The 17627-nt window shown below is 67.7% G+C and carries 16 protein-coding genes; 6 read left to right on the top strand and 10 right to left on the bottom strand.

Going from position 1 to position 17627, the window contains the following annotated elements:
- The 5 genes from QCD70_RS01000 to QCD70_RS00980 all read right to left on the bottom strand — a co-directional run bounded on the left by QCD70_RS01000 (position 1) and on the right by QCD70_RS00980 (position 4901).
- On the bottom strand, positions 1-306 hold the full coding sequence (locus tag QCD70_RS01000; RefSeq protein ID WP_301213261.1) for a DUF3039 domain-containing protein: 306 nt from the start codon (positions 304-306) through the stop codon (positions 1-3).
- 50 nt (positions 307-356) lie between these two features.
- On the bottom strand, positions 357-557 hold the full coding sequence (locus QCD70_RS00995) for a cell wall-binding repeat-containing protein (RefSeq protein WP_301213259.1): 201 nt from the start codon (positions 555-557) through the stop codon (positions 357-359).
- Between the two features lie 12 nt (positions 558-569).
- Positions 570-1769, bottom strand: coding sequence for a cell wall-binding repeat-containing protein (locus QCD70_RS00990; protein ID WP_301213257.1), 1200 nt, complete (start codon positions 1767-1769; stop codon positions 570-572).
- 313 nt (positions 1770-2082) lie between these two features.
- The gene (locus QCD70_RS00985; protein WP_301213256.1) at positions 2083-3654 is read right to left on the bottom strand and encodes a hypothetical protein; all 1572 of its coding nucleotides are present in this window, start codon (positions 3652-3654) and stop codon (positions 2083-2085) included.
- Positions 3630-4901 carry an ABC transporter ATP-binding protein gene (locus QCD70_RS00980; RefSeq protein ID WP_301213255.1) on the bottom strand — a complete coding sequence of 424 codons (1272 nt, stop codon included), beginning with the start codon at positions 4899-4901 and terminating at the stop codon, positions 3630-3632. The genes QCD70_RS00985 and QCD70_RS00980 overlap by 25 nt, the downstream gene beginning before the upstream one ends.
- A 555-nt stretch (positions 4902-5456) precedes the next feature.
- On the opposite strand from QCD70_RS00980, the gene QCD70_RS00975 reads away from it, so the two are divergent.
- From QCD70_RS00975 to QCD70_RS00965, 3 genes are all read left to right on the top strand, one after another.
- The gene (locus QCD70_RS00975) at positions 5457-6149 is read left to right on the top strand and encodes a phosphocholine cytidylyltransferase family protein (RefSeq protein WP_301213254.1); all 693 of its coding nucleotides are present in this window, start codon (positions 5457-5459) and stop codon (positions 6147-6149) included.
- Between the two features lie 142 nt (positions 6150-6291).
- Positions 6292-7095 (top strand): ABC transporter permease, encoded by an 804-nt coding sequence (locus QCD70_RS00970; RefSeq protein ID WP_301213253.1) that lies wholly within the window; start codon positions 6292-6294, stop codon positions 7093-7095.
- Positions 7095-7859 carry an ABC transporter ATP-binding protein gene (locus QCD70_RS00965; RefSeq protein ID WP_301213252.1) on the top strand — a complete coding sequence of 255 codons (765 nt, stop codon included), beginning with the start codon at positions 7095-7097 and terminating at the stop codon, positions 7857-7859. Before QCD70_RS00970 ends, QCD70_RS00965 begins: the two co-directional genes overlap by 1 nt.
- On the opposite strand, the gene QCD70_RS00960 is transcribed toward QCD70_RS00965, so the two are convergent.
- Complete coding sequence (locus QCD70_RS00960) at positions 7856-8536, bottom strand: hypothetical protein (RefSeq protein WP_301213250.1); 681 nt, start codon at positions 8534-8536, stop codon at positions 7856-7858. The genes QCD70_RS00965 and QCD70_RS00960 overlap by 4 nt on opposite strands.
- Before the next feature lie 109 nt (positions 8537-8645).
- Between QCD70_RS00960 and QCD70_RS00955 the strand changes: the two genes are divergently transcribed.
- Complete coding sequence (locus QCD70_RS00955) at positions 8646-9842, top strand: MFS transporter (protein ID WP_301213249.1); 1197 nt, start codon at positions 8646-8648, stop codon at positions 9840-9842.
- A gap of 30 nt (positions 9843-9872) precedes the next feature.
- Here QCD70_RS00955 and phoA read toward each other — a convergent pair whose 3' ends face one another.
- Positions 9873-11783: an alkaline phosphatase gene (gene phoA / locus QCD70_RS00950; protein ID WP_301213248.1), complete on the bottom strand. Its 1911-nt coding sequence runs from the start codon at positions 11781-11783 to the stop codon at positions 9873-9875.
- A 141-nt stretch (positions 11784-11924) separates the two neighbouring features.
- Positions 11925-13499, bottom strand: coding sequence for a DUF7059 domain-containing protein (locus QCD70_RS00945; protein WP_301213247.1), 1575 nt, complete (start codon positions 13497-13499; stop codon positions 11925-11927).
- Between the two features lie 39 nt (positions 13500-13538).
- On the opposite strand from QCD70_RS00945, the gene QCD70_RS00940 reads away from it, so the two are divergent.
- Both QCD70_RS00940 and QCD70_RS00935 read left to right on the top strand, forming a co-directional pair.
- The gene (locus QCD70_RS00940; protein WP_301213246.1) at positions 13539-14051 is read left to right on the top strand and encodes a metallophosphoesterase family protein; all 513 of its coding nucleotides are present in this window, start codon (positions 13539-13541) and stop codon (positions 14049-14051) included.
- The gene (locus QCD70_RS00935; RefSeq protein WP_301213244.1) at positions 14048-14914 is read left to right on the top strand and encodes an aminotransferase class IV; all 867 of its coding nucleotides are present in this window, start codon (positions 14048-14050) and stop codon (positions 14912-14914) included. Before QCD70_RS00940 ends, QCD70_RS00935 begins: the two co-directional genes overlap by 4 nt.
- Here QCD70_RS00935 and QCD70_RS00930 read toward each other — a convergent pair whose 3' ends face one another.
- Together QCD70_RS00930 and QCD70_RS00925 are read right to left on the bottom strand one after the other, a co-directional pair.
- Entirely contained in the window at positions 14915-16414 is a 1500-nt protein-coding gene (locus tag QCD70_RS00930; protein WP_301213243.1) for an MFS transporter, read from the bottom strand. It lies immediately after the preceding gene.
- Between the two features lie 108 nt (positions 16415-16522).
- The gene (locus QCD70_RS00925; protein WP_301213242.1) at positions 16523-17494 is read right to left on the bottom strand and encodes an LLM class F420-dependent oxidoreductase; all 972 of its coding nucleotides are present in this window, start codon (positions 17492-17494) and stop codon (positions 16523-16525) included.
- Between the last annotated feature and the right edge of the window lie 133 nt (positions 17495-17627).

Raw genomic sequence — 17627 nt, 5'->3', positions numbered from 1 at the left:
TTACTCCGGCTTCAGTCCCTCGTAGATGCGCTTGCAGTCGGGGCAGACGGGGAACTTCTCGGGGTCGCGACCCGGCAGCCACTTCTTGCCGCAGAGAGCCTTGACGGGCTTGCCGGTCATCGCCGACTCGAGAATCTGCTCCTTCTTGACGTAGTGCGAGAAGCGCTCGTGATCGCCGGGCTCGATCTGCTCCTGCTCGAGCAGCTCCTCGAGCTCACGATCGAGGGTCGAGGTTCCACCGCCCTCGCGGGGACCGCCCGGCTCGGCGATGCTGGCTGACGGGCGGGCAGACGAAAGATGACTCATGCATCCAGTCTAATTTCACCGAACGCCGGTGAGGCCGTGACCGTGACGATTCAGCAGGGCTGCAGACGCGCGACGTCGTCGCTGAGCGCCGCGGGTCCTCCGATGAGCACGACCCTGTTGATGTGGGATCCTCGCATGAGGTCGAGTGTCTGTTGCGGAACACACGTGGGCTCGGAGAGGTAGACCCTCGCGTTCTGACTCGCCGCGAGGGTTGTCGCGGACATCGCGTCGGGGTAGTTCCGGGCACTCACGAGATAGGCGGTCTACTGCCACTCCGCGCTCGGGTACGCTCCTCCGTCGCCCCCGTTGAGGACTCGATTGACCGCGAAGCGATCTGCACCACCGTAGCGTCCGGCCCCTCCCCATTTGGTGAAGTATCCGAGCTGATCGACATAGTCATCACTGATGACCGCCGGTCCGCCGACGGCGGACAGACCCACGAGGGAGGCACTGAAGAGGAACGATCGGGTGACGTCATCGATCCGGTCACCGCCGGTGTTGATCAGGACCACTGGAGCGTCGAGCCTCGCCGCCAGGGCGCCTGCCGACAGGGCGTCCGGGAAGTTTGCGCCGGTGGCGACGAGCATCGTGCGCGACTGCACCCGGCTGCCGAACACCTCTGTCGAAACGGCGCGAGACACCTCGAATCGGTCGGCACCACCGATTCGGCTCACCGACGGCGCGTAGGCCTTCAGTTGCGCGAGAACCTGGTCGGACACAGCCGCCGGACCGCCGACGACGACGATACGCTGGGGCTGGAGTCTCCGCAGTTCGCCGTCGAGCACCGCCGGAATCGAAGACGGGGCGGTGAGCAGCAGCGGCCCGCCCTCATGGGCGGCGGCGGGTCCCGCGCTCAACGCGTCGGGCCAATTCAACCCATTCGTGATGTAGACGACAGGAACTCCGGCGGAGAAGGCGGCCTCCGAGGCTGTGACCGCTGTGTCGAAACGATCGTCGCCCGCGATCCTCTCGGTCGTGGTCGACCACGACGGCAGCTCGACGTCTATGCCGTCGACCCTCTCGTCCCCCGAGACCTCGACCACGGTTCCATCGCCGTAGAGGCGGTCGGCGTAGTCCGGAATCACATAGCCCGCATTGATCGGCTCCTGACCTCCACGGACCACGAACTTCCCGGGAGGTACGTGGATCGAATAGGCGCCGGACGTGTCTGTCTGGCTGCTTCCCGCGAGCTCGTAGCTTCCATCGATCGGGTCGTAGAGGAATGCCGCAGCCGAACCTCCCGCGACAATACCTCCCCCTGGAGCGGTCACGTGTCCGGAGATCACTCCGCCATGGACGAGATGGATGGTTATGGTCACGTCGTGATCCGTGATCTCCACCGGCGTCGAGCGCGAACGGTAGGGAGTGTCGCCGTACCACGCATCTGAAAGGGGTGTTCCGGCGTCGGAGAGCGGTATCGCGCCGGCCTTGACCAGGTAACGCCCCGCCGCGAGTTCAGGCACGTCTTCAGCCCTGGAGTCGTTCAGTGAGGCCCCGCCCATGGTGTAAAAGGATACAGACGTCGTAATCGGCGGCGGGCTCACCTCGCCTGACACCGGCGGAGTCACCACCCGGACATGAAGACTGAAAGTCTGGGGGAACGCGTCGGCCCGCACGGACGGCGCACTGACGCCGATGAATCCGAGCACGATCATCACACCGACCGATAGTCCCGCCGCCTGCTTGAACACACATCCCCCGCTTCCCCCGGATCACCACGACCCGAGGGAATACTATCGGGGCTAATCAGCCACTTCGTGTCGGATAGGCGAAAGTTCAGTTGCGCAGTGCCGCAGCCAGGATGTCGGGGCCGCGTCGGTCGAAGATCGCGCCGCCTGCGACGGTGCCGACGATGAGCACCACGACTCCGGCCCCAGCACCCCACCACAGCGATGGCCAGAACGCCGACTCGTTGCCGAGGAGACCGAGGATGGCGTAGTAGACGGAAGGAGCCGCGAAGAGTGCGGTGAGGAGCACGAAAGCGATCTGAACCACGAATCCGGTTCCGCCGCCGACCTGCGGCTGCGAGAACGGCCCGTCGCCCGGTCGCACGGCCGGATAAGGGAAGAGAGCGGAGAGCAGGTTGCCGACGCCCAGCCCTGCGAGGAGCAACACGGTGCTGACGCCCAGGAGCGCCGGGAGCGCCGCGAAATCGTCGGCGAAGAAAGCCGCCGCGACCGAGCCGACGGCGATGAGTGGCACGCCCATGGCGAGGACGGGCACGACGCGCCCGAGTCTGTCGGCGAAACCGACGCGGCTTGCAGACACGTGCAGCCAGATCGCCGAGTTGTCGAGCGCCACATCGTTGTGCACCGAGAAGGCCAGGGTTGCGCAGAGCGCCGGCACGGTGAGGAGAACGAGGTAGGTGAGCGGGATGCCGGCGATGACGAACGCCAGGAACACCACCACGAGGAACCCGAAGACTCCGATCACGGGCACCGGATACCGTGCGTCGCGTGCCCAATAGGTGAAGCTGCGAGCCGCGACGGCGCCCGACCGGGTGGAGGGCGTGCGGGCGAACCAGCCGAGATTCGCGTGTTCGCGTTCGGGCACAGACCGTTGAGCCGTGACGAGAACCCGTGCGACGAGAGCACGCCACGACAGCCACAGGAGAGCGAGGAATGCGAGCGAGATCAGGAGTTTGATCGTCACCTCGCCGCCGGAGGCACCCGTTGCGACGTCGGCCGGCAGGGCCCACGCGGCCCCCAAAGGGCTCCAGCTGAGGGCATCGGCGGCGGCTGCCATCAGGCCGGAACCATCACGACCCCAGTTGACGCTGAACCAGAGCACGACGGCAGGAGAGGCCAGGACGATCAGAAGAACGGTGATCAGGCCGGCGGTCTCGCGCGATCGACGAGTAGCGAGGCCCACAGCTGCAACCAGAGCAGCCAGGCGCGACACGAGCACGATGGTCGCGACCCCGATCAACGCGGCGAGAACGGCGAGCAGCGTGGTGGCGGCGTTCTCGGACCAGACCGGCACCGTGAAGACGGCCGCAATGAACGTGAGAACCACGGGCATGCTGACCGCACCCGCGACGGCCAGCCCCCTGGCCAGAGCGGCCGCCGGGATGCCGAACAAAGCGAATCGGCGCGGGTCGAGCGGGTCGGGAACCGACGAGACGAGGGGCACGACGATGAAGGCCAGCACGACGACCGAGCCGCCCAGGATCACCGCGATGCGGGCGCCTTCGGAACCTGCGTCGAGCGAGGAGAGGGCGATCACGCACGCGATGGTCAGCGCGATGCCCACCAGGGCCCAGACGACGAGGCCGACGTTCTGCTTGGCGGTGCGGTTGAAGGTGTTTGCGAGAAGCGCGAACTTCAGTTTGAGGAGTTCAGCAACCATTCCATGCCTTCCGCTGCCTTGCGCCCACCGGCGAGCTCGACGAAGCGGTCTTCCAGGGTGCCGTCGCGCCTGACCTCATCGACAGTGCCCTGAGCGAGGACCTGCCCCTGCACGATGATCGCGACACCGTCGCACACCCGCTGGATCATGTCCATGCTGTGGCTCGACAGAACAACGGTCCCGCCCGTCTCCACGTACTTCTGCAGGATCTCGATGACGTTCGCCGCCGACACCGGGTCGACTGATTCGAACGGTTCGTCGAGCACGAGGATGCGAGGCGAGTGGATCATGGCAGCGGCCAGAGCGATCTTCTTCGTCATGCCGGCCGAATAGTCGGTGACGAGGCGCCCGAGTGCGTCTTCCAGGCCGAACGCAGCCGCCAGGTCGTCGCTGCGCTCTCTGACAGCCTTGTTGTCGAGGCCGCGAAGAGTGCCGGCGTAGTAGAGCATCTGGCGCCCGGTCAGGCGATCGAACAGGCGAAGGCGGTCGGGAAGAACGCCGATGATCTTCTTGGCCTCTGCCGGATTGGCCCAGACGTCGAGGCCGTTGATCGAGATCGTTCCCGAATCGGGTCGCAGGAGTCCGGTGACCATCGAGAGCGTCGTCGTCTTGCCCGCCCCGTTCGGACCCACGATTCCGTAGAACGATCCCTGCCGCACCTCGAGGTCGATTCCGTCGACGGCGATGGTGCTGCCGAACTTCTTGATCAGTCGTTCGATCGAGAGCACGACGGGCTGCTGGGCCCGGAAAGCGGCACGCTCGGCGGCCTCGGCCTCGGCGAGTGCGGCGGCCTTCTTCTGGGCCGCCGTCATCCTCACGGGTTTGGGAGTCGACTTCTTCACGGGTGCGCTGACCGGAGTCGCTGAAGGATCGAGCACGATCGGAGCGTCGGATGCAGACGGTGCGGCTTTCGACCGCGGCGCGGCCGGCTTGCGCGGGGCACGCGGGGCGGAGGGCACGCGAGCGGAGGCGGCCTTGGTGGCACCGGCGCTTCGCGCCCTGGGAGATCGCGGAGAAGCAGGACGAGGCTTGGTGCCGGCCTCGTCGGGAGAGGCGGCCTCACCGGAAGTATCGGTCTCAACAGGGGCGCCGTCGACACCGGTCGGCTCGGACGTGTTGCCCGGACCGGTCGTCTGCGCGTCGTCGGCCACGTCGCTGTCGGCCACATCGGTCGGAGACTGGGGTGTCACGTCGTCCTCTTCGCTGGTTGCGCCGATCTTGTCGACGCCGGGGTCGGCAGGCTTCACCGGTCGGACTGGAGTGCGCGGCTTCGCCGTGCGTGACGGTCGAACCGTCGTGGTGGACTGCGCTGCACCCGCCGAACGAGGCTTGGATGTTCGGGTGGATGAAGGCTTTCGTGCTGATGTCGATGCATTCGTGGTCTCAGAACGTGCGGTGCGGGCACCGGCCACGGCTTCTGCGTCAGAGGAGTTCAGCTCCTCGTTCAACTCTTCGTTGCCTTCGCCCCCGGTCGTTGAAATGTCTGACTCTGAGCTCACCGAACTTAAGGTATCAGCCGAGACCGACACTCGCATTCATGAAGGACACACAGTGATGCGCTTTCATCCCCGACTTCACTCCCCGGGAATCAGCTGGCTGTAATATCACGAACACGAAACGATGGTCGATCCTCGCGTGACCCGAAAAGGGGGACACGATACAGTGAAGTGCGACATAACGGAGTGTCCAGCGCCTCTTAATCGGCTTAACGGCTTCTGAATTCTCAGCTGTGTCTGAATCTTCGACGCCGAGCCGATGCGCAGTCTTGTCCTCATTACTTTCGCACCATCAAGGAGATCATCATGACCACCCAGGTAGTCATCCTCGCCGCAGGAATGGGCAGCCGCCTCGGCCGCAGCCTTCCGAAGCCTCTCACTGAACTGGGCGATGGCCGCACGATCATGGGTCAGCAGTTCGACAACATCCACCACGCCTTCGGCAACAGCGCCAAGGTCACCATCGTCGTGGGCTACAAGCTCGAGCACATCATCGAGGCGTTCCCCCAGGCATCCTTCGTCTACAACGAGCAGTACGACCAGACCAACACGTCGAAGAGCCTCATGCGCGCCCTCCAGGCCTCGGGCCCCGGCGGTGTGCTGTGGATGAACGGCGACGTCGTGTTCGACCCGGCAGTCCTCGATCGCGCCGCCGCCATGATCGCCCGCGAGCAGTCCTTCGTCACGGTCAACACCTCCAAGGTCTCCGACGAAGAGGTCAAGTACACCACCAGCGCCGAGGGCTACATCAAAGAGCTGTCGAAGACCGTCAAGGGCGGTCTGGGCGAGGCCGTCGGCATCAACTACATCTCCGCCGCAGACAAGTCCACGCTGCTTCGCCAGCTGAAGGTCGTCGGCGACCAGGACTACTTCGAGCGCGGCCTCGAGCTCGCCATCGAACAGAACCGGCTCCTCGTCGAGCCCGTCGACATCTCAGACCTCTACGCGGTCGAGGTCGACTTCGCCGAAGACCTGGAGCGGGCCAACCTCTTCGTCTGACGCGTCGCTCCGCCCGAATCCTCTCGGGCACCAGTTGTGAATCCATGCCCCTTCGCGCCGATCATCGATCGGGGCGGAGGGGCATGATTCGTCTGCGGGATAGAGTGAGGCGTTGTTATTCCAGAGAAATGAGACACGGCACGTGACGACGACGCTCAGCGAGGTGCGGCCGAACCAGCGCACCCCGTTCGCGCGATATCGCAACGCCCTCTGGCTGCTGACCAGGCGCGATCTCCGCGTCCGCTACTCGACCTCCGCCCTCGGTTACGTGTGGTCGATCCTCGATCCCCTCGTGATGGCGCTGATCTATTGGTTCGTCTTCACCCAGGTGTTCCAGAAGTCGGTGGGTGAAGACCCCTACATCGTCTTCCTGCTCGCCGCCCTGCTGCCATGGATGTGGTTCAACGGCACGACATCCGACGCCACGCGCGCATTCCTCCGCGAGGCGAAGCTCATCCGTTCCACCAAGATCCCCCGAACGATCTGGGTGAACCGCCTCGTGCTCTCCAAGGGCATCGAGTTCCTCGCCAGTCTGCCGGTGCTCGCCGCGTTCGCCATCTTCGCGGGTGCGACCCTGCACGTCGAGGTCCTCCTCTTCCCCCTCGCCATTCTGATCCAGGCGATTCTCACTGTCGGCGTCGGCCTGATCGTGGCCCCCCTCGTGGTGTTCTTCCGCGACTTGGAGCGGGCCGTGAAGCTCGCCCTTCGGGCCCTGTTCTATGGATCCCCCATCATCTACAGCACGGCCGACCTGCCCGAGCAGTTGCACGTCGTCGCCGCGTTCAACCCCCTCAGCGGAATCTTCTCGCTCTACCGCGCCGCGTTCTTTCCCGAGCAGCTCGACTGGTATCTCGTCGGTGTGAGCGCGGCGATGTCCGTTCTTCTGCTGCTCGTGGGCATCCTCGTGTTCAGACGCACCGAACGTGCCGTGCTGAAGGAGATCTGATGACCGACTCCCCCGTCATCACCGTGGCCGATGCCGGCATCCGGTTCAAGCGCAACCGACGCTCGAGACGCAACTTCAAAGACCTCTTCGCCGGCAGGCTCCGCCGATCACGGCCCGGCGAGTTCTGGGCCCTGCGCAATGTGAGCTTCACCGTTCAGCAGGGCGAGGCGATCGGCGTCATCGGGCGCAATGGTCAGGGCAAGTCGACCCTGCTCAAACTCGTCGCCGAGGTCGTGCTGCCCGACGAGGGTGCAGTGCGGGTGCACGAGGGGGTCGCGCCACTCATCGAGATCACCGGAGGTTTCGTCGACGACCTGTCGGTTCGCGACAACGTCTACCTCACAGCGGGCCTCCATGGCATGACCAAGGCGCAGATCGACGAGCGGTTCTCACGCATCATCGACTTCGCAGAGATCGGCGACTTCCTCGACACGCCCTACAAGCACCTCTCCAGCGGCATGAAGGTGCGGATCGCCTTCTCCGTCATCTCGCAGCTCGAAGAGCCGATCATCCTCGTCGACGAGGTGCTCGCCGTGGGCGACAAAGCGTTTCGCGAGAAGTGCTACCGGCGCATCGAAGAGCTGCTGGCCGGCGGCCGCACCCTGTTCTTCGTGTCGCACAACGAGAAGGACCTGCGGCGCTTCTGCACCCGCGGGCTGTATCTCGACAAGGGTTCCCTGGTCATGGATGCGCCGGTGGCCGACGTTCTCGCCCGGTACGCCGCCGACTACCCCGTCTCGGTCGCTCCGAAGAAGCAGTCCTAGAAGTCGAAACCTCCGCCGAAGTCGCCGCCTCCGAAATCGCCTCCGCCGAAGTCTCCGAAGCCCCCGCCGTCTGCACCGCCGGCATCGGCACCGCTCGCGTCCGCACCTCCGGAATCGGCACCGCCGGCATCCGCACCGGCAGAATCCGCGGCCGACGCATCCGCGCCCGACGCTTCGCCTGCACCCAGGTCGGGCATGAACGCCTGTGCGATCGCGGAGCCGACGACGATGCCGGCCACACTGCCGAGCAGCGAACCGGCGAACATCGACCCCATGCCCATTCCGAAGCCGCCCTGGGCCGGTGCGGAGAGGGAACGCTCGAGCGTGCCCGGGTTGCGGAGCTCGGAGCGGGTGGCGGCCTGCGCGAGCGCCGGGGCGCTCTCATCGCGAGGAGCCTCGCCGGCCGGCGCCTCTGAACTGAGCTGAGCGAAAAGCTGCGCACGCTGCTCGGGCGTCAGCCGAGCGAAGGCCTCTTCGTGCACCTGCTCGATCGTCTCGGGCGGAGCGGTGCGCAGCAGGTAGCGATAGCGCTCGATCGCGATGTCGTCCTCGGTGCGGGCGGAGGTGCGAGAGTCCTGAACCGTTCCGGGCGGCGTTCCATAGTCGGGAGCCGCCTGCCCGGCTGCGGATGAGGGCTGCTCCGGCTCGCGTCCGAGAAGTCTGTCGATGAATCCCATGGGATGTCCTTTCGATCGGCTCTGCGCATCCATTCTTGCGACCGTCCCTGTGGCCTGCCTGAACCGGGCGCATCCGAGATAATGGAGAGTGAACAGTTCGCGCGGCCCCTTGACCACCTCCCGCGCGATGCCCTGGCTCCTTCTGGCCGGCGTCGTCTTCTTCGCCCTGAATCTGCGCGGGCCCATCGTGGCCATCGCCCCCGTCATCGGCCAGATCCGCGACGAACTCCACCTCTCCGCCGCGACCGCCGGGCTGCTCACGAGTCTGCCCGTGCTGTGCTTCGCTCTGGCGACTCCCCTGGCTGCCGCCCTCATCGGTCGAGCGGGACCGGAACGAGCCGTACTGATCTCGCTCGCGGGGATCCTCGTGGGAACGCTGATCCGCGCCCAGGGCGGCTTCACCTTCGCCGTCGTCGGCACCGTCGTCATCGGCGTCGCGATCACGATCGGCAACGTCGTGGTCCCGGTCGTTGTCCGCCGCGACTTCCCGCCCGCGCGGGTCGGTATCGTGACGGGCGTCTACACGGCGACTCTCAATGTCGGTGCGATGCTGACCTCGATCGGCACGGCTCCGCTTGCAGACTGGCTGGGCTGGCGAGCGGCCATCACCGCCTGGGCCGTGCTGATCATCGTCGCCATCATCGTCTGGGGCCAGGCGGCCGGATGGCGCCGGTCTGTTCTCGGCGAACGCGGTCCGGCGTCCGACGTTCTCGACGCTCCGGCCGCGCACTCGGCGTCGTGGCGGAGCCTCACAGCGTGGCTGCTGATGCTGGCGTTCGGCGGACAGGCGTTCTCGTACTACGGAATCACCACCTGGCTTCCCACGATCCTGCACGACCTCCAGGGACTCGACGCGAGATCCGCGGGCGCCAGCTCCGCCGTGTTCCAGATCCTCGCGGTGGTCGGCGCGCTCGGGGTCCCCCTGCTCGCAGGCCGCTGGCGCCCGGGCTCCGTGGTCGCGCTCGTCGGAGTGCTCTGGCTCGCCATGCCCGTGGGCCTGCTCGTCGACCCGAGCCTGTGGCCACTCTGGTCGGTGCTCGGAGGCGCCGCGCAGGGCGGCGGCATCACGATCGTCTTCATCATCATCGTGCGCATGTCCCGGAGCGATGACCAGGCTCGGGGCATGTCCGCGTTCGTGCAGGGCGGCGGATATCTGCTCGCCGCGACCGGGCCGTCGATCGTGGGCGGCGTGCACGAGGCGTCAGACGGATGGTCGGCCCCGTTGCTCGTCGTCGCCGGCTCCGTGCTGGCGCTCATCGCCTTCGGACTCATAGCGGCGGCGAGGGTCGAGGCTCGACACCCCTGACCCCCGCCGCCGCGGTGCGCCTCGGCGAGGCTAGCCGATCGTGCTCGAGCGACGGCGACGGGCGATGAGCACTCCGCCTACCGCGAGCAGGGCGAGGGCCGCTGCCACGAACGGGAAGACCTGGGCACCGGTCAGGGCCAGGCCGACCGCGGAGCCGCCTGCGCCCGTTCCTCCGGCCGTGGAGCCCGCCGGGACGCTCGCTCCAGGTGCGGCCGGTGCGGCCTCGCCGGTGGCTGTGACCTGGAAGGTCGCGGAGACGGCCTTCTGGCTCTGGGTACCGACGAGCTGGATCGTGTACTCGCCGACCGCATCGGGCGCCGACGTGGCGAGGGTCAGGCCGCCATCGATCACGTCGGTCTTGGGCACCTCGGTCGCGGTCGCGGGGTCGGTCGTGGATGCGACGGTTCCGGTGAGCTGGCGGTCGCCCGCCAGGCCGGAGACGATCGCATCGAAGGACTCGCCCGGCGCGAATGTCGTCTTCGGCAGCGTGAGCGCTGCACCACCGCTCAGCGATGCCGTGTCGCGCTCGAGCTGGAGGGCGTTGGCGATGGTGAAGAAGTTGTCGGTCTGGTCGATGAGTCCGACGACATTCGCAGCGCCGGGTCCGTATCCGGCGACACGGAGCTGGGTGCCCGTGTGCTGCTGCGATCCACCGGCCGCGGCCGTGCCGTAGGAGATCTTCATGACCGTTCCGTCGGCGGTCGTCACGGCGGTGCTCAGGCTCGTCGGCGGTGTGCTGTCGACGATCTGGCTCGTGTGGGCGTGGTCCGCCGTCACGATGACGAGCGTGTTGCCGTCGGCCTCGGCGAAGGCCAGGGCCTTCTGCACGGCCTCGTCGAGGTCGATCGTCTCACCGATCTGGCCGCAGGCGTCGGCGCTGTGGTCGCGCTTGTCGATGGACGCGCCCTCGACCTGCAGGAAGAACCCCTTGCTGTCGGGGGTGTCGAGCAGGTCGATCGACTTCTGCGTCAGGCTGGCGAGCGAGAGATCGGTCGAGAGACGGTCGGGGTTCGGTGCGCAGGTGACGGGCGCGTCGGCGCCGCCGACCGTCGCCGTGGTCGGCGCGAATCGCGTGGGGAAGTTGCCCGGAGTGAAGAGCCCGAGGACGGGCTTCTGCTGGTCGGCCTCGGTGACGGCTGCGAGCTCAGTAGCGTCGTCGACCAGCTGGTAGCCCCGGTCGCTCGCCTGGCTGAACAACGTCTGGCCGTTCCATTCTCCGGCCTTGGCGGTCTGTCCGAACGAGGTCGAACCGCCGCCGAACGTGACGTCGGCACGCGAGTCGATCAGCTGCTCGCTGATCGATCCGAGACCGCCCGCCGCGAGGGCGTCGTCTCCACACGTGGTGGAGTCGGGGCCGTAGCAGCTGCGCGCGTCCACGTGAGCGATCTGCACCGCGGGGGTGGCGTCCTGGATCTCCGCCGTGCTGACGTTGCCGGTACGAAGGCCGTTGGCCTTGGCGATCTCGATGAGCGTCTGCTGCGGAGCGCCGTCGATGTCGACCGAGATGGCGTTGTCGTAGGTCTTCGTTCCCGTCGCCCATGCCGAGCCGGTTGCGGCGGAGTCGGGCACGTAGTCGGGCTTGCCCTTGTTGGCGCCGTCCTTGTAGAGGGAGTAGGTCGTGTACTGACCCGTAAGGGGCAGTGCGTCGATACCGGGCAGGGTTCCCGCGGCTCCGTAGGCGTAGTTGCGGGCGATGGTGATCTCGCTGTCGCCCATGCCGTCGCCGATGAGCAGGATCACGTTCTTGGCCGGTCCGTCGGCGATGGATGCGCGCAGGGCCGCGGTGCTGTCGCCCTCGCTGCGCGCAGCGCCGCCGTTGTCGGGCAGTTCGGCGGCGAAGACGGCCGCGGGGGCCATGACGCTCGCGGCGACGAGCACGGCCGCGGCCCCGGCCAGGGTTCGGCGCCGGGGTCGTGATCCCCGGAAGAAGTGTGTGTTCATGCGTGTGATCTCCTGATCGACGGAGGCGGGATTGCCACCTGTTCAGGGCACACCGGGAACACGAACGGGAGGTGACGAACGCGCGACCGATCGGTGCCGTTTCCGCGAACGGGAGTTCACGCGGGCGTGTCTTCCGGCTTGTCAGCCCTCGGTCGTCGGCAGCAGGATGGCGTCGTCGAGAAGCGCGCGCACCCGCGGCAGCAGCTCGTCGAGGAGCGCCGCCTCATCGACCGACAGCAGCTGGGCCAGGGCGCCGCAGATCGCGGCGATGGCGAGGTCGCCGTCGCAGGCGCCCACGAGGGCAACGAGGCCCGTGTCGATCGGGGTCTGGCGACCGAAGCCGCCGCCCTGCCTGAGGATCATGGCGGTGGGGTCGTCGTCGCCGGGCCAGTAGTGCCGCTCGACGGTCACATCGGATGCGACGACCAGCGTCGATGCCGCAAGCTCGGCGTCGCTGCGCCCCGCCTGCCAGTCGTGGCCGACGAGGCAGTCGCTCAGGTGCGCGCCGATACCGGAGCCGGAGCCTCCGAGCGGGCCATGCAACTGCTCGAGTCGGCGGAGTGGCGACGGCGTTGCCGGCGTCGCCGCATCCGGTCGCCTCAGCATGACGTAGCCGAAGCCGACCTGCTCGACGCCGCGGTGCTCGAAGTCGTTCAGCCAGGCGCCGTAGAGCCGATCGAACTGGGGCGAGGCCGGCGTCGTGCCGCCATCTCGGATCCAGGTCTCGGCGTACTCGTCGATGTGCTGCACGTCGCGCTCGATGACCCAGGCGTCGACGATCGGATCAGTCGTGTCGTCGAGCCATCCGCGCACCCGGTCGAGCCCCGCTTCCGCGTGCGTGTACTCCCAGTTGCCGAGGAACTGGGCGATTCCGCCGGGTGCGAGATGCTCTCCCGCGTGACGCACGACGTGCTGCACGAGGGCGTCACCGACCATGCCTCCGTCGCGGTACTCGTAGCTCGGCACTCCCTCTGCCCGCGGGGTGATCACGAAGGGCGGATTGGAGACGATCTGGTCGAACGACTCGTCGGCGACCGGCTCGAAGAGGCTGCCCAGGCGGAACTCGATGTTCTCGAAGCCGTTGAGCTCGGCGTTGAGCGAGGCGATGTCGAGGGCCCGGGAGGAGATGTCCGTCGCGACGACCCGGCGTGCGTGTCGTGCGGCGTGCATGGCCTGGATGCCGCATCCGGTGCCGAGGTCGAGAGCGCTGTCGACGGGGCGCTGGATCATGAGTCCGCTCAGGGTCAGGGATGCGCCTCCGACGCCGAGCACGTGATCCTCGCCGACCGCATGCCCGAGCGAGAGCTCCCCCAGATCCGACACGATCCACCAGCTGCCGACGCCGAGCTGGTCGATGAAGCTGTAGGGGCGCAGATCGGCCACGGGTCGCACGCTCTCGTCGCGTTCGTCGACGGATGAGATCAGGCGGAGCTCCGCCGCGCCTTGGAGACCCAGGCTCGGCAGCGCCTCGGCGAGCAGGGCAGGCGCGACCGGCAGCCCCAGAACGAAGAGTTCGGCGAGCGTCGCCGTCGCCGTCGAGCGCCCCAGGGTGCTGCGCAGGCGGGCGAGCGCACGCAGGGCGGGCACACGCTGATTGCGGTGCAAGGCGGCGTCGGCATCGGGGCCCCAGAGTCCGGACAGGGCGGAGACGGTGAACCCCGCGGCGGTGAGATCGGAACGGAGGGCCGCGATGAGGTCGCGCTGGGGATGAGTCACCCCCTTATTCAATCCCACCCGCACTGTCAGACTGAACGGATGAGCACTCGCATCGTGATGATCGCAGACACGCACCTGCCCAAACGGGCGAAGGCTCTCCCCCGCCCGGTGTGGCAGGCCATCGACGACGCCGACCTCGTGCTCCACGCGGGCGACTGGGTCGACGAGGCGACCCTCGACGACGTGCAGGCCCGATCGACGAGCTTCGTGGGCGTGTACGGCAACAACGACGGAGACGGCCTCCGATCGCGACTGCCCGAGGTTGCGCGGTTCGAGGTCGAGGGCCTGCGGTTCGCCATGATCCACGAGACGGGCGCGGCGACGGGCCGCGAAGCTCGCATGGCAGCCATGTTCGGCGATGCCGACGTGCTCGTCTTCGGCCACAGCCACATTCCGTGGGACACCACGGCCGCCACAGGCCTGCGCCTGCTCAACCCCGGGTCGCCGACCGATCGTCGACGCCAACCCCATTGCACCTATCTCAGCGCGGTCGCCGACTCCGGCGAGCTGCGCGACGTCGAGCTGCACATCGTCGACAGGGAGCAGTCGTGACGAGCACTCCGGTCGTTCTTCTCCTCAAGCCGTCGGGCATCAGACAGGTCGATCCCCGGCAGCCCCAGCTGGCCGTGACCGACTGGGGGGCGACCAGTGGCGACGGAGTCTTCGAGAGCATCAGCATCATCGACGGCCGGATGCCTCCGCTCGGCGCCCGCTTCGATCGCCTCGAGGCCTCGGCGAGGGCGCTCGACCTGCCCGTCATCGATCGCGCCCGCTGGACGGAGGCGCTGGCGATGTCGATCGAGGCGCACGATCCGGTGCAGCGTCTGGCCGTGACTCTCGCCATGACGCGGGGCATCGAGGGCGGCGACGGCACGCCGACCGCCTGGCTGCTGGCCCGACCCGCCCGCGATTTCACCGGCATCCGGCGCAGCGGCGTCTCGGTCGTCACGCTCGATCGCGGCTATGCCAGCGACGCGGCGGATGGAGCGCCCTGGCTGCTGCTGGGGGCCAAGCACCTGTCGTACGCGACGAATGCAGCGGCGCTGCGCGAGGCATCCCGTCGCGGTGCCGACGACGTGATCTTCACGTCGACCGACGGACTCGCCCTCGAGGGGCCCACGTCGAGCCTGCTCGTGCGACGGGGCGACGTCGTGGAGAGCCCGGGCGTCGAGAGCGGGATCCTGGCCGGAACGACGCAGGCGACGGCGTTCCGGTTCTTCGAGTCACGAGGCCTGCGAACGCGGTTCGCGCCCATCCGCGCCCGCGACCTCGCCGACTGCGACGCGCTCTGGCTGGTGTCGAGCGTGCGCCAGGCGGTGGCCGTGCACACCCTCGACGCACAGCCGATGCCGGTCGACGGCGACCTGACCGCCGAGCTCAACGACTGGCTGGCGGGCGCCGCGCGCAGTGAGTGATCAGGCCTTGTCCGGAGAGACGACAGGAATGCTCGCCGTCTGATACACCGTCTCGCGCCGAGGCAGGAAGAGCGCGAGGACGGCCCCGGCCAGGGCGACCGCGGCTGCGAGTCCGAACGACCACTGGAATGCGGCTGCCGTCGGGATGGCGCGCTCCCCCACGATGTCGACGTGCGACGAGAGGATCACGCCGATGACCGCCGCGGCGATCGTCGATCCCAGCGTGCGCATCACGGAGTTGAATCCGTTCGCCGCCGCCGTCTCCGATGCGGGCACCGCGTGCATGATGAGCGTCGGCATGGCGGCGTACGCGAAGCCGACGCCGAAGCCCACCGCGGTAGCAACGAGCACGGCGTGCCAGACCTCGGTCATCAGGCCGACGGCGACGACGTAGCCCACCGCGATGATCGACGATCCCAGCACAAGCGACGTGCGCGGCCCCCTGCTCGCCGACAGACGCGCTGCGATCGGCGAGAGGAAGAACATGACGATTCCGCTGGGCATCAGGCAGAGGCTGGCGATGAAGAGCGTCTGGCCGAGGCCGACGCCCGTATCGGTGGGGGCCTCGAGCAGCTGGGGCAGCACCGCGACGCTGGCGAAGTAGGCGAACCCGACGGTGATCGACGCCAGGTTCGTCAGAAGCACCGGCCGTCGCGCAGCGATCCGCAGATCGATCAGGGGGTTGGATGCGCGGAGCTCGTAGACGCCCCAGACGACGAGCACGGCGGCTCCCCCGGCGAACAGGCCGATGGTGCCCGGCGTCGCCCAGCCCCACTCATTGCCCTTCGACACCGCGAGCAGGATCGCCACGAGCCCGATACCGAATCCGATCGCACCGATGTAGTCGAACGAGCCGCCGGTGCGGAGGGTGGAGACGGGGACGATCGACAGCACGAGCACGAAGGCGAGAGCAGACAGCGCGGTCGCCATCCAGAACAGCACGTGCCAGTCGAAGGTGTCCGCGACGAAGGCCGCCAAAGGCAGTCCGAGCGCGCCTCCGATCCCCAGCGTCGAGCTCACCAGAGCCACGGCGGCGCCGAGCCGCTTGGGGTGCAGCACGTCGCGCAGAATGCTGATTCCGAGAGCGATGACGCCGAGCCCCACGCCCTGGAGCGCTCGTCCCGCGATCAGCACGGTGACGTCCTGGGCGAGCGCGCAGACGATGGAACCGACCACCGTGATCGCCAGCAGGAGCAGCGTGATGCGGCGCTTGCCGAACATGTCGCCGAGTCGACCCGAGATGGGTGTGGTGATGGCCGCAGCCAGGAGGGTGGCCGTGAGCACCCACGTGGCATTGGAGCTGGAGGTGTCGAGCAGTGTGGGGAGCTCGGGGGTGATCGGCGTGACCAGGGTCTGCATGACCGCGGCCGTCAGGCCGGTGAGTGCGAGGGTGGAGACGATCGCCCGTTCGCTGGGTGTGCGGGCGAGTCTCGCGCGCTGCCGTCGCTCTCGAGGGGTCTGGTTGGTGGAGTCGTCGGGGGCGTCGGTAGAGGGGGCCATAGGCCGGGTGGTGCCTTTCGAAAAGAGGGTGCAGGTTCGCAACCACGTAGGCGCAACCATTCCGATCGGGATTCTATGCCCGAAGGCCCCCTCCGCCGATGTCCCGGGTCAGAGCGCGCGGAGCTTTTCCAGCAGCGGTTCGGCGACCTCGTCGAGGAACTGCTGCTGCAGCTCGTCGCCGATCTGAACGATCGCCAGATCGGTGTATCCGGCGTCGAGGAACGGTCGGGCGCTCTCGGCGAGCTCGTCGAGGTCGGGACCGCAGGCGATCTGCTGGGCCACGTCCTCCGGCCGCACGAATTGGCTCGCCCCCTCGAAACCGGCCGGCGTCGGCAGGTCGGAGTTCACCGCCCAGCCGCCTGCGAACCAGCGGAACTGGTCGTGCGCCCGGGCGATCGCATCCTGCTTGTCGGGCGCCCAGCTGATGGGGATCTGGCCGATCGAGCGCGACGGCGCTCCGCCCGATCGGGCCTTCGTCCAGCCGGCGATCAGGTCCGCCGACGGCTCCGTCGAGATGAGGTGGTCGCCGAGCGGCGCGAACCTCTCGATCGACTTCTCGCCCGACACCGCGATGCCGATCGGAACGCCGCCGTCGGGAGCATCCCAGATGCGTGCGGAGTCGACCCTGAAGTACTCGCCCTCCCAGGTGACCAGCTCGCCGGTGTGCAGCTCGCGGATGATCGTCACGGCCTCCTCGAGCATATCCTGGCGGGGCGCCACCGAGGGCCAGCCCTCACCGACGACGTGCTCGTTGAGATTCTCGCCCGACCCGAGCCCGAGGATGAAGCGACCGTCGCTCAGCAGCTGCATCGTCGCCGCCTTCTGAGCGATCACGGCCGGGTGGTAGCGCATCGTGGGGCAGGTCACGTAGGTCGCGAGCTCGACGCGTTCCGTGGCCTGCGCCACGGCCCCGAGCACCGTCCAGGCGTAGGGCGCGTGCCCCTGCTCTGTCAACCACGGCGAGTAGTGATCGCTCGAGACCTCGAAGTCGAACCCGGCCCGCTCGGCGTCGACCGCGTAGCCCACCAGCTCCTTCGGGCCGCTCTGCTCTGTCATCAGGGTGTAACCGAACCGTGTCATCGATGCGCCTTTCTCAGGGGTTTTCCCAGTGGTTTTCACTCCACGCTACGATCCGGCCGAGCGACGCGAGCGGGGGTTGCCCTCGTGCGGGGCCGTGTGCTGGCCGACCCACGGGCCCCACCGGAGTAGCGTG

The organism is Agreia sp. PsM10 (genome assembly GCF_030433855.1).
GTDB lineage: Bacteria > Actinomycetota > Actinomycetes > Actinomycetales > Microbacteriaceae > Agreia.
Note: the sequence above shows the minus strand (reverse complement) of the source record. Positions and strands in the feature narration are given on the sequence as shown.

What these genes read in the sequence shown, in the direction of transcription:
- QCD70_RS00960 (WP_301213250.1), bottom strand. Translation starts at nt 8,536, where the DNA reads ATGGGATTCATCGACAGACTTCTCGGACGCGAGCCGGAGCAGCCCTCA.
- QCD70_RS00925 (WP_301213242.1), bottom strand. Translation starts at nt 17,494, where the DNA reads ATGACACGGTTCGGTTACACCCTGATGACAGAGCAGAGCGGCCCGAAG.
- QCD70_RS00985 (WP_301213256.1), bottom strand. Translation starts at nt 3,654, where the DNA reads ATGGTTGCTGAACTCCTCAAACTGAAGTTCGCGCTTCTCGCAAACACC.
- QCD70_RS01000 (WP_301213261.1), bottom strand. Translation starts at nt 306, where the DNA reads ATGAGTCATCTTTCGTCTGCCCGCCCGTCAGCCAGCATCGCCGAGCCG.
- phoA (WP_301213248.1), bottom strand. Translation starts at nt 11,783, where the DNA reads ATGAACACACACTTCTTCCGGGGATCACGACCCCGGCGCCGAACCCTG.
- QCD70_RS00975 (WP_301213254.1), top strand. Translation starts at nt 5,457, where the DNA reads ATGACCACCCAGGTAGTCATCCTCGCCGCAGGAATGGGCAGCCGCCTC.
- QCD70_RS00930 (WP_301213243.1), bottom strand. Translation starts at nt 16,414, where the DNA reads ATGGCCCCCTCTACCGACGCCCCCGACGACTCCACCAACCAGACCCCT.
- QCD70_RS00940 (WP_301213246.1), top strand. Translation starts at nt 13,539, where the DNA reads ATGAGCACTCGCATCGTGATGATCGCAGACACGCACCTGCCCAAACGG.
- QCD70_RS00965 (WP_301213252.1), top strand. Translation starts at nt 7,095, where the DNA reads ATGACCGACTCCCCCGTCATCACCGTGGCCGATGCCGGCATCCGGTTC.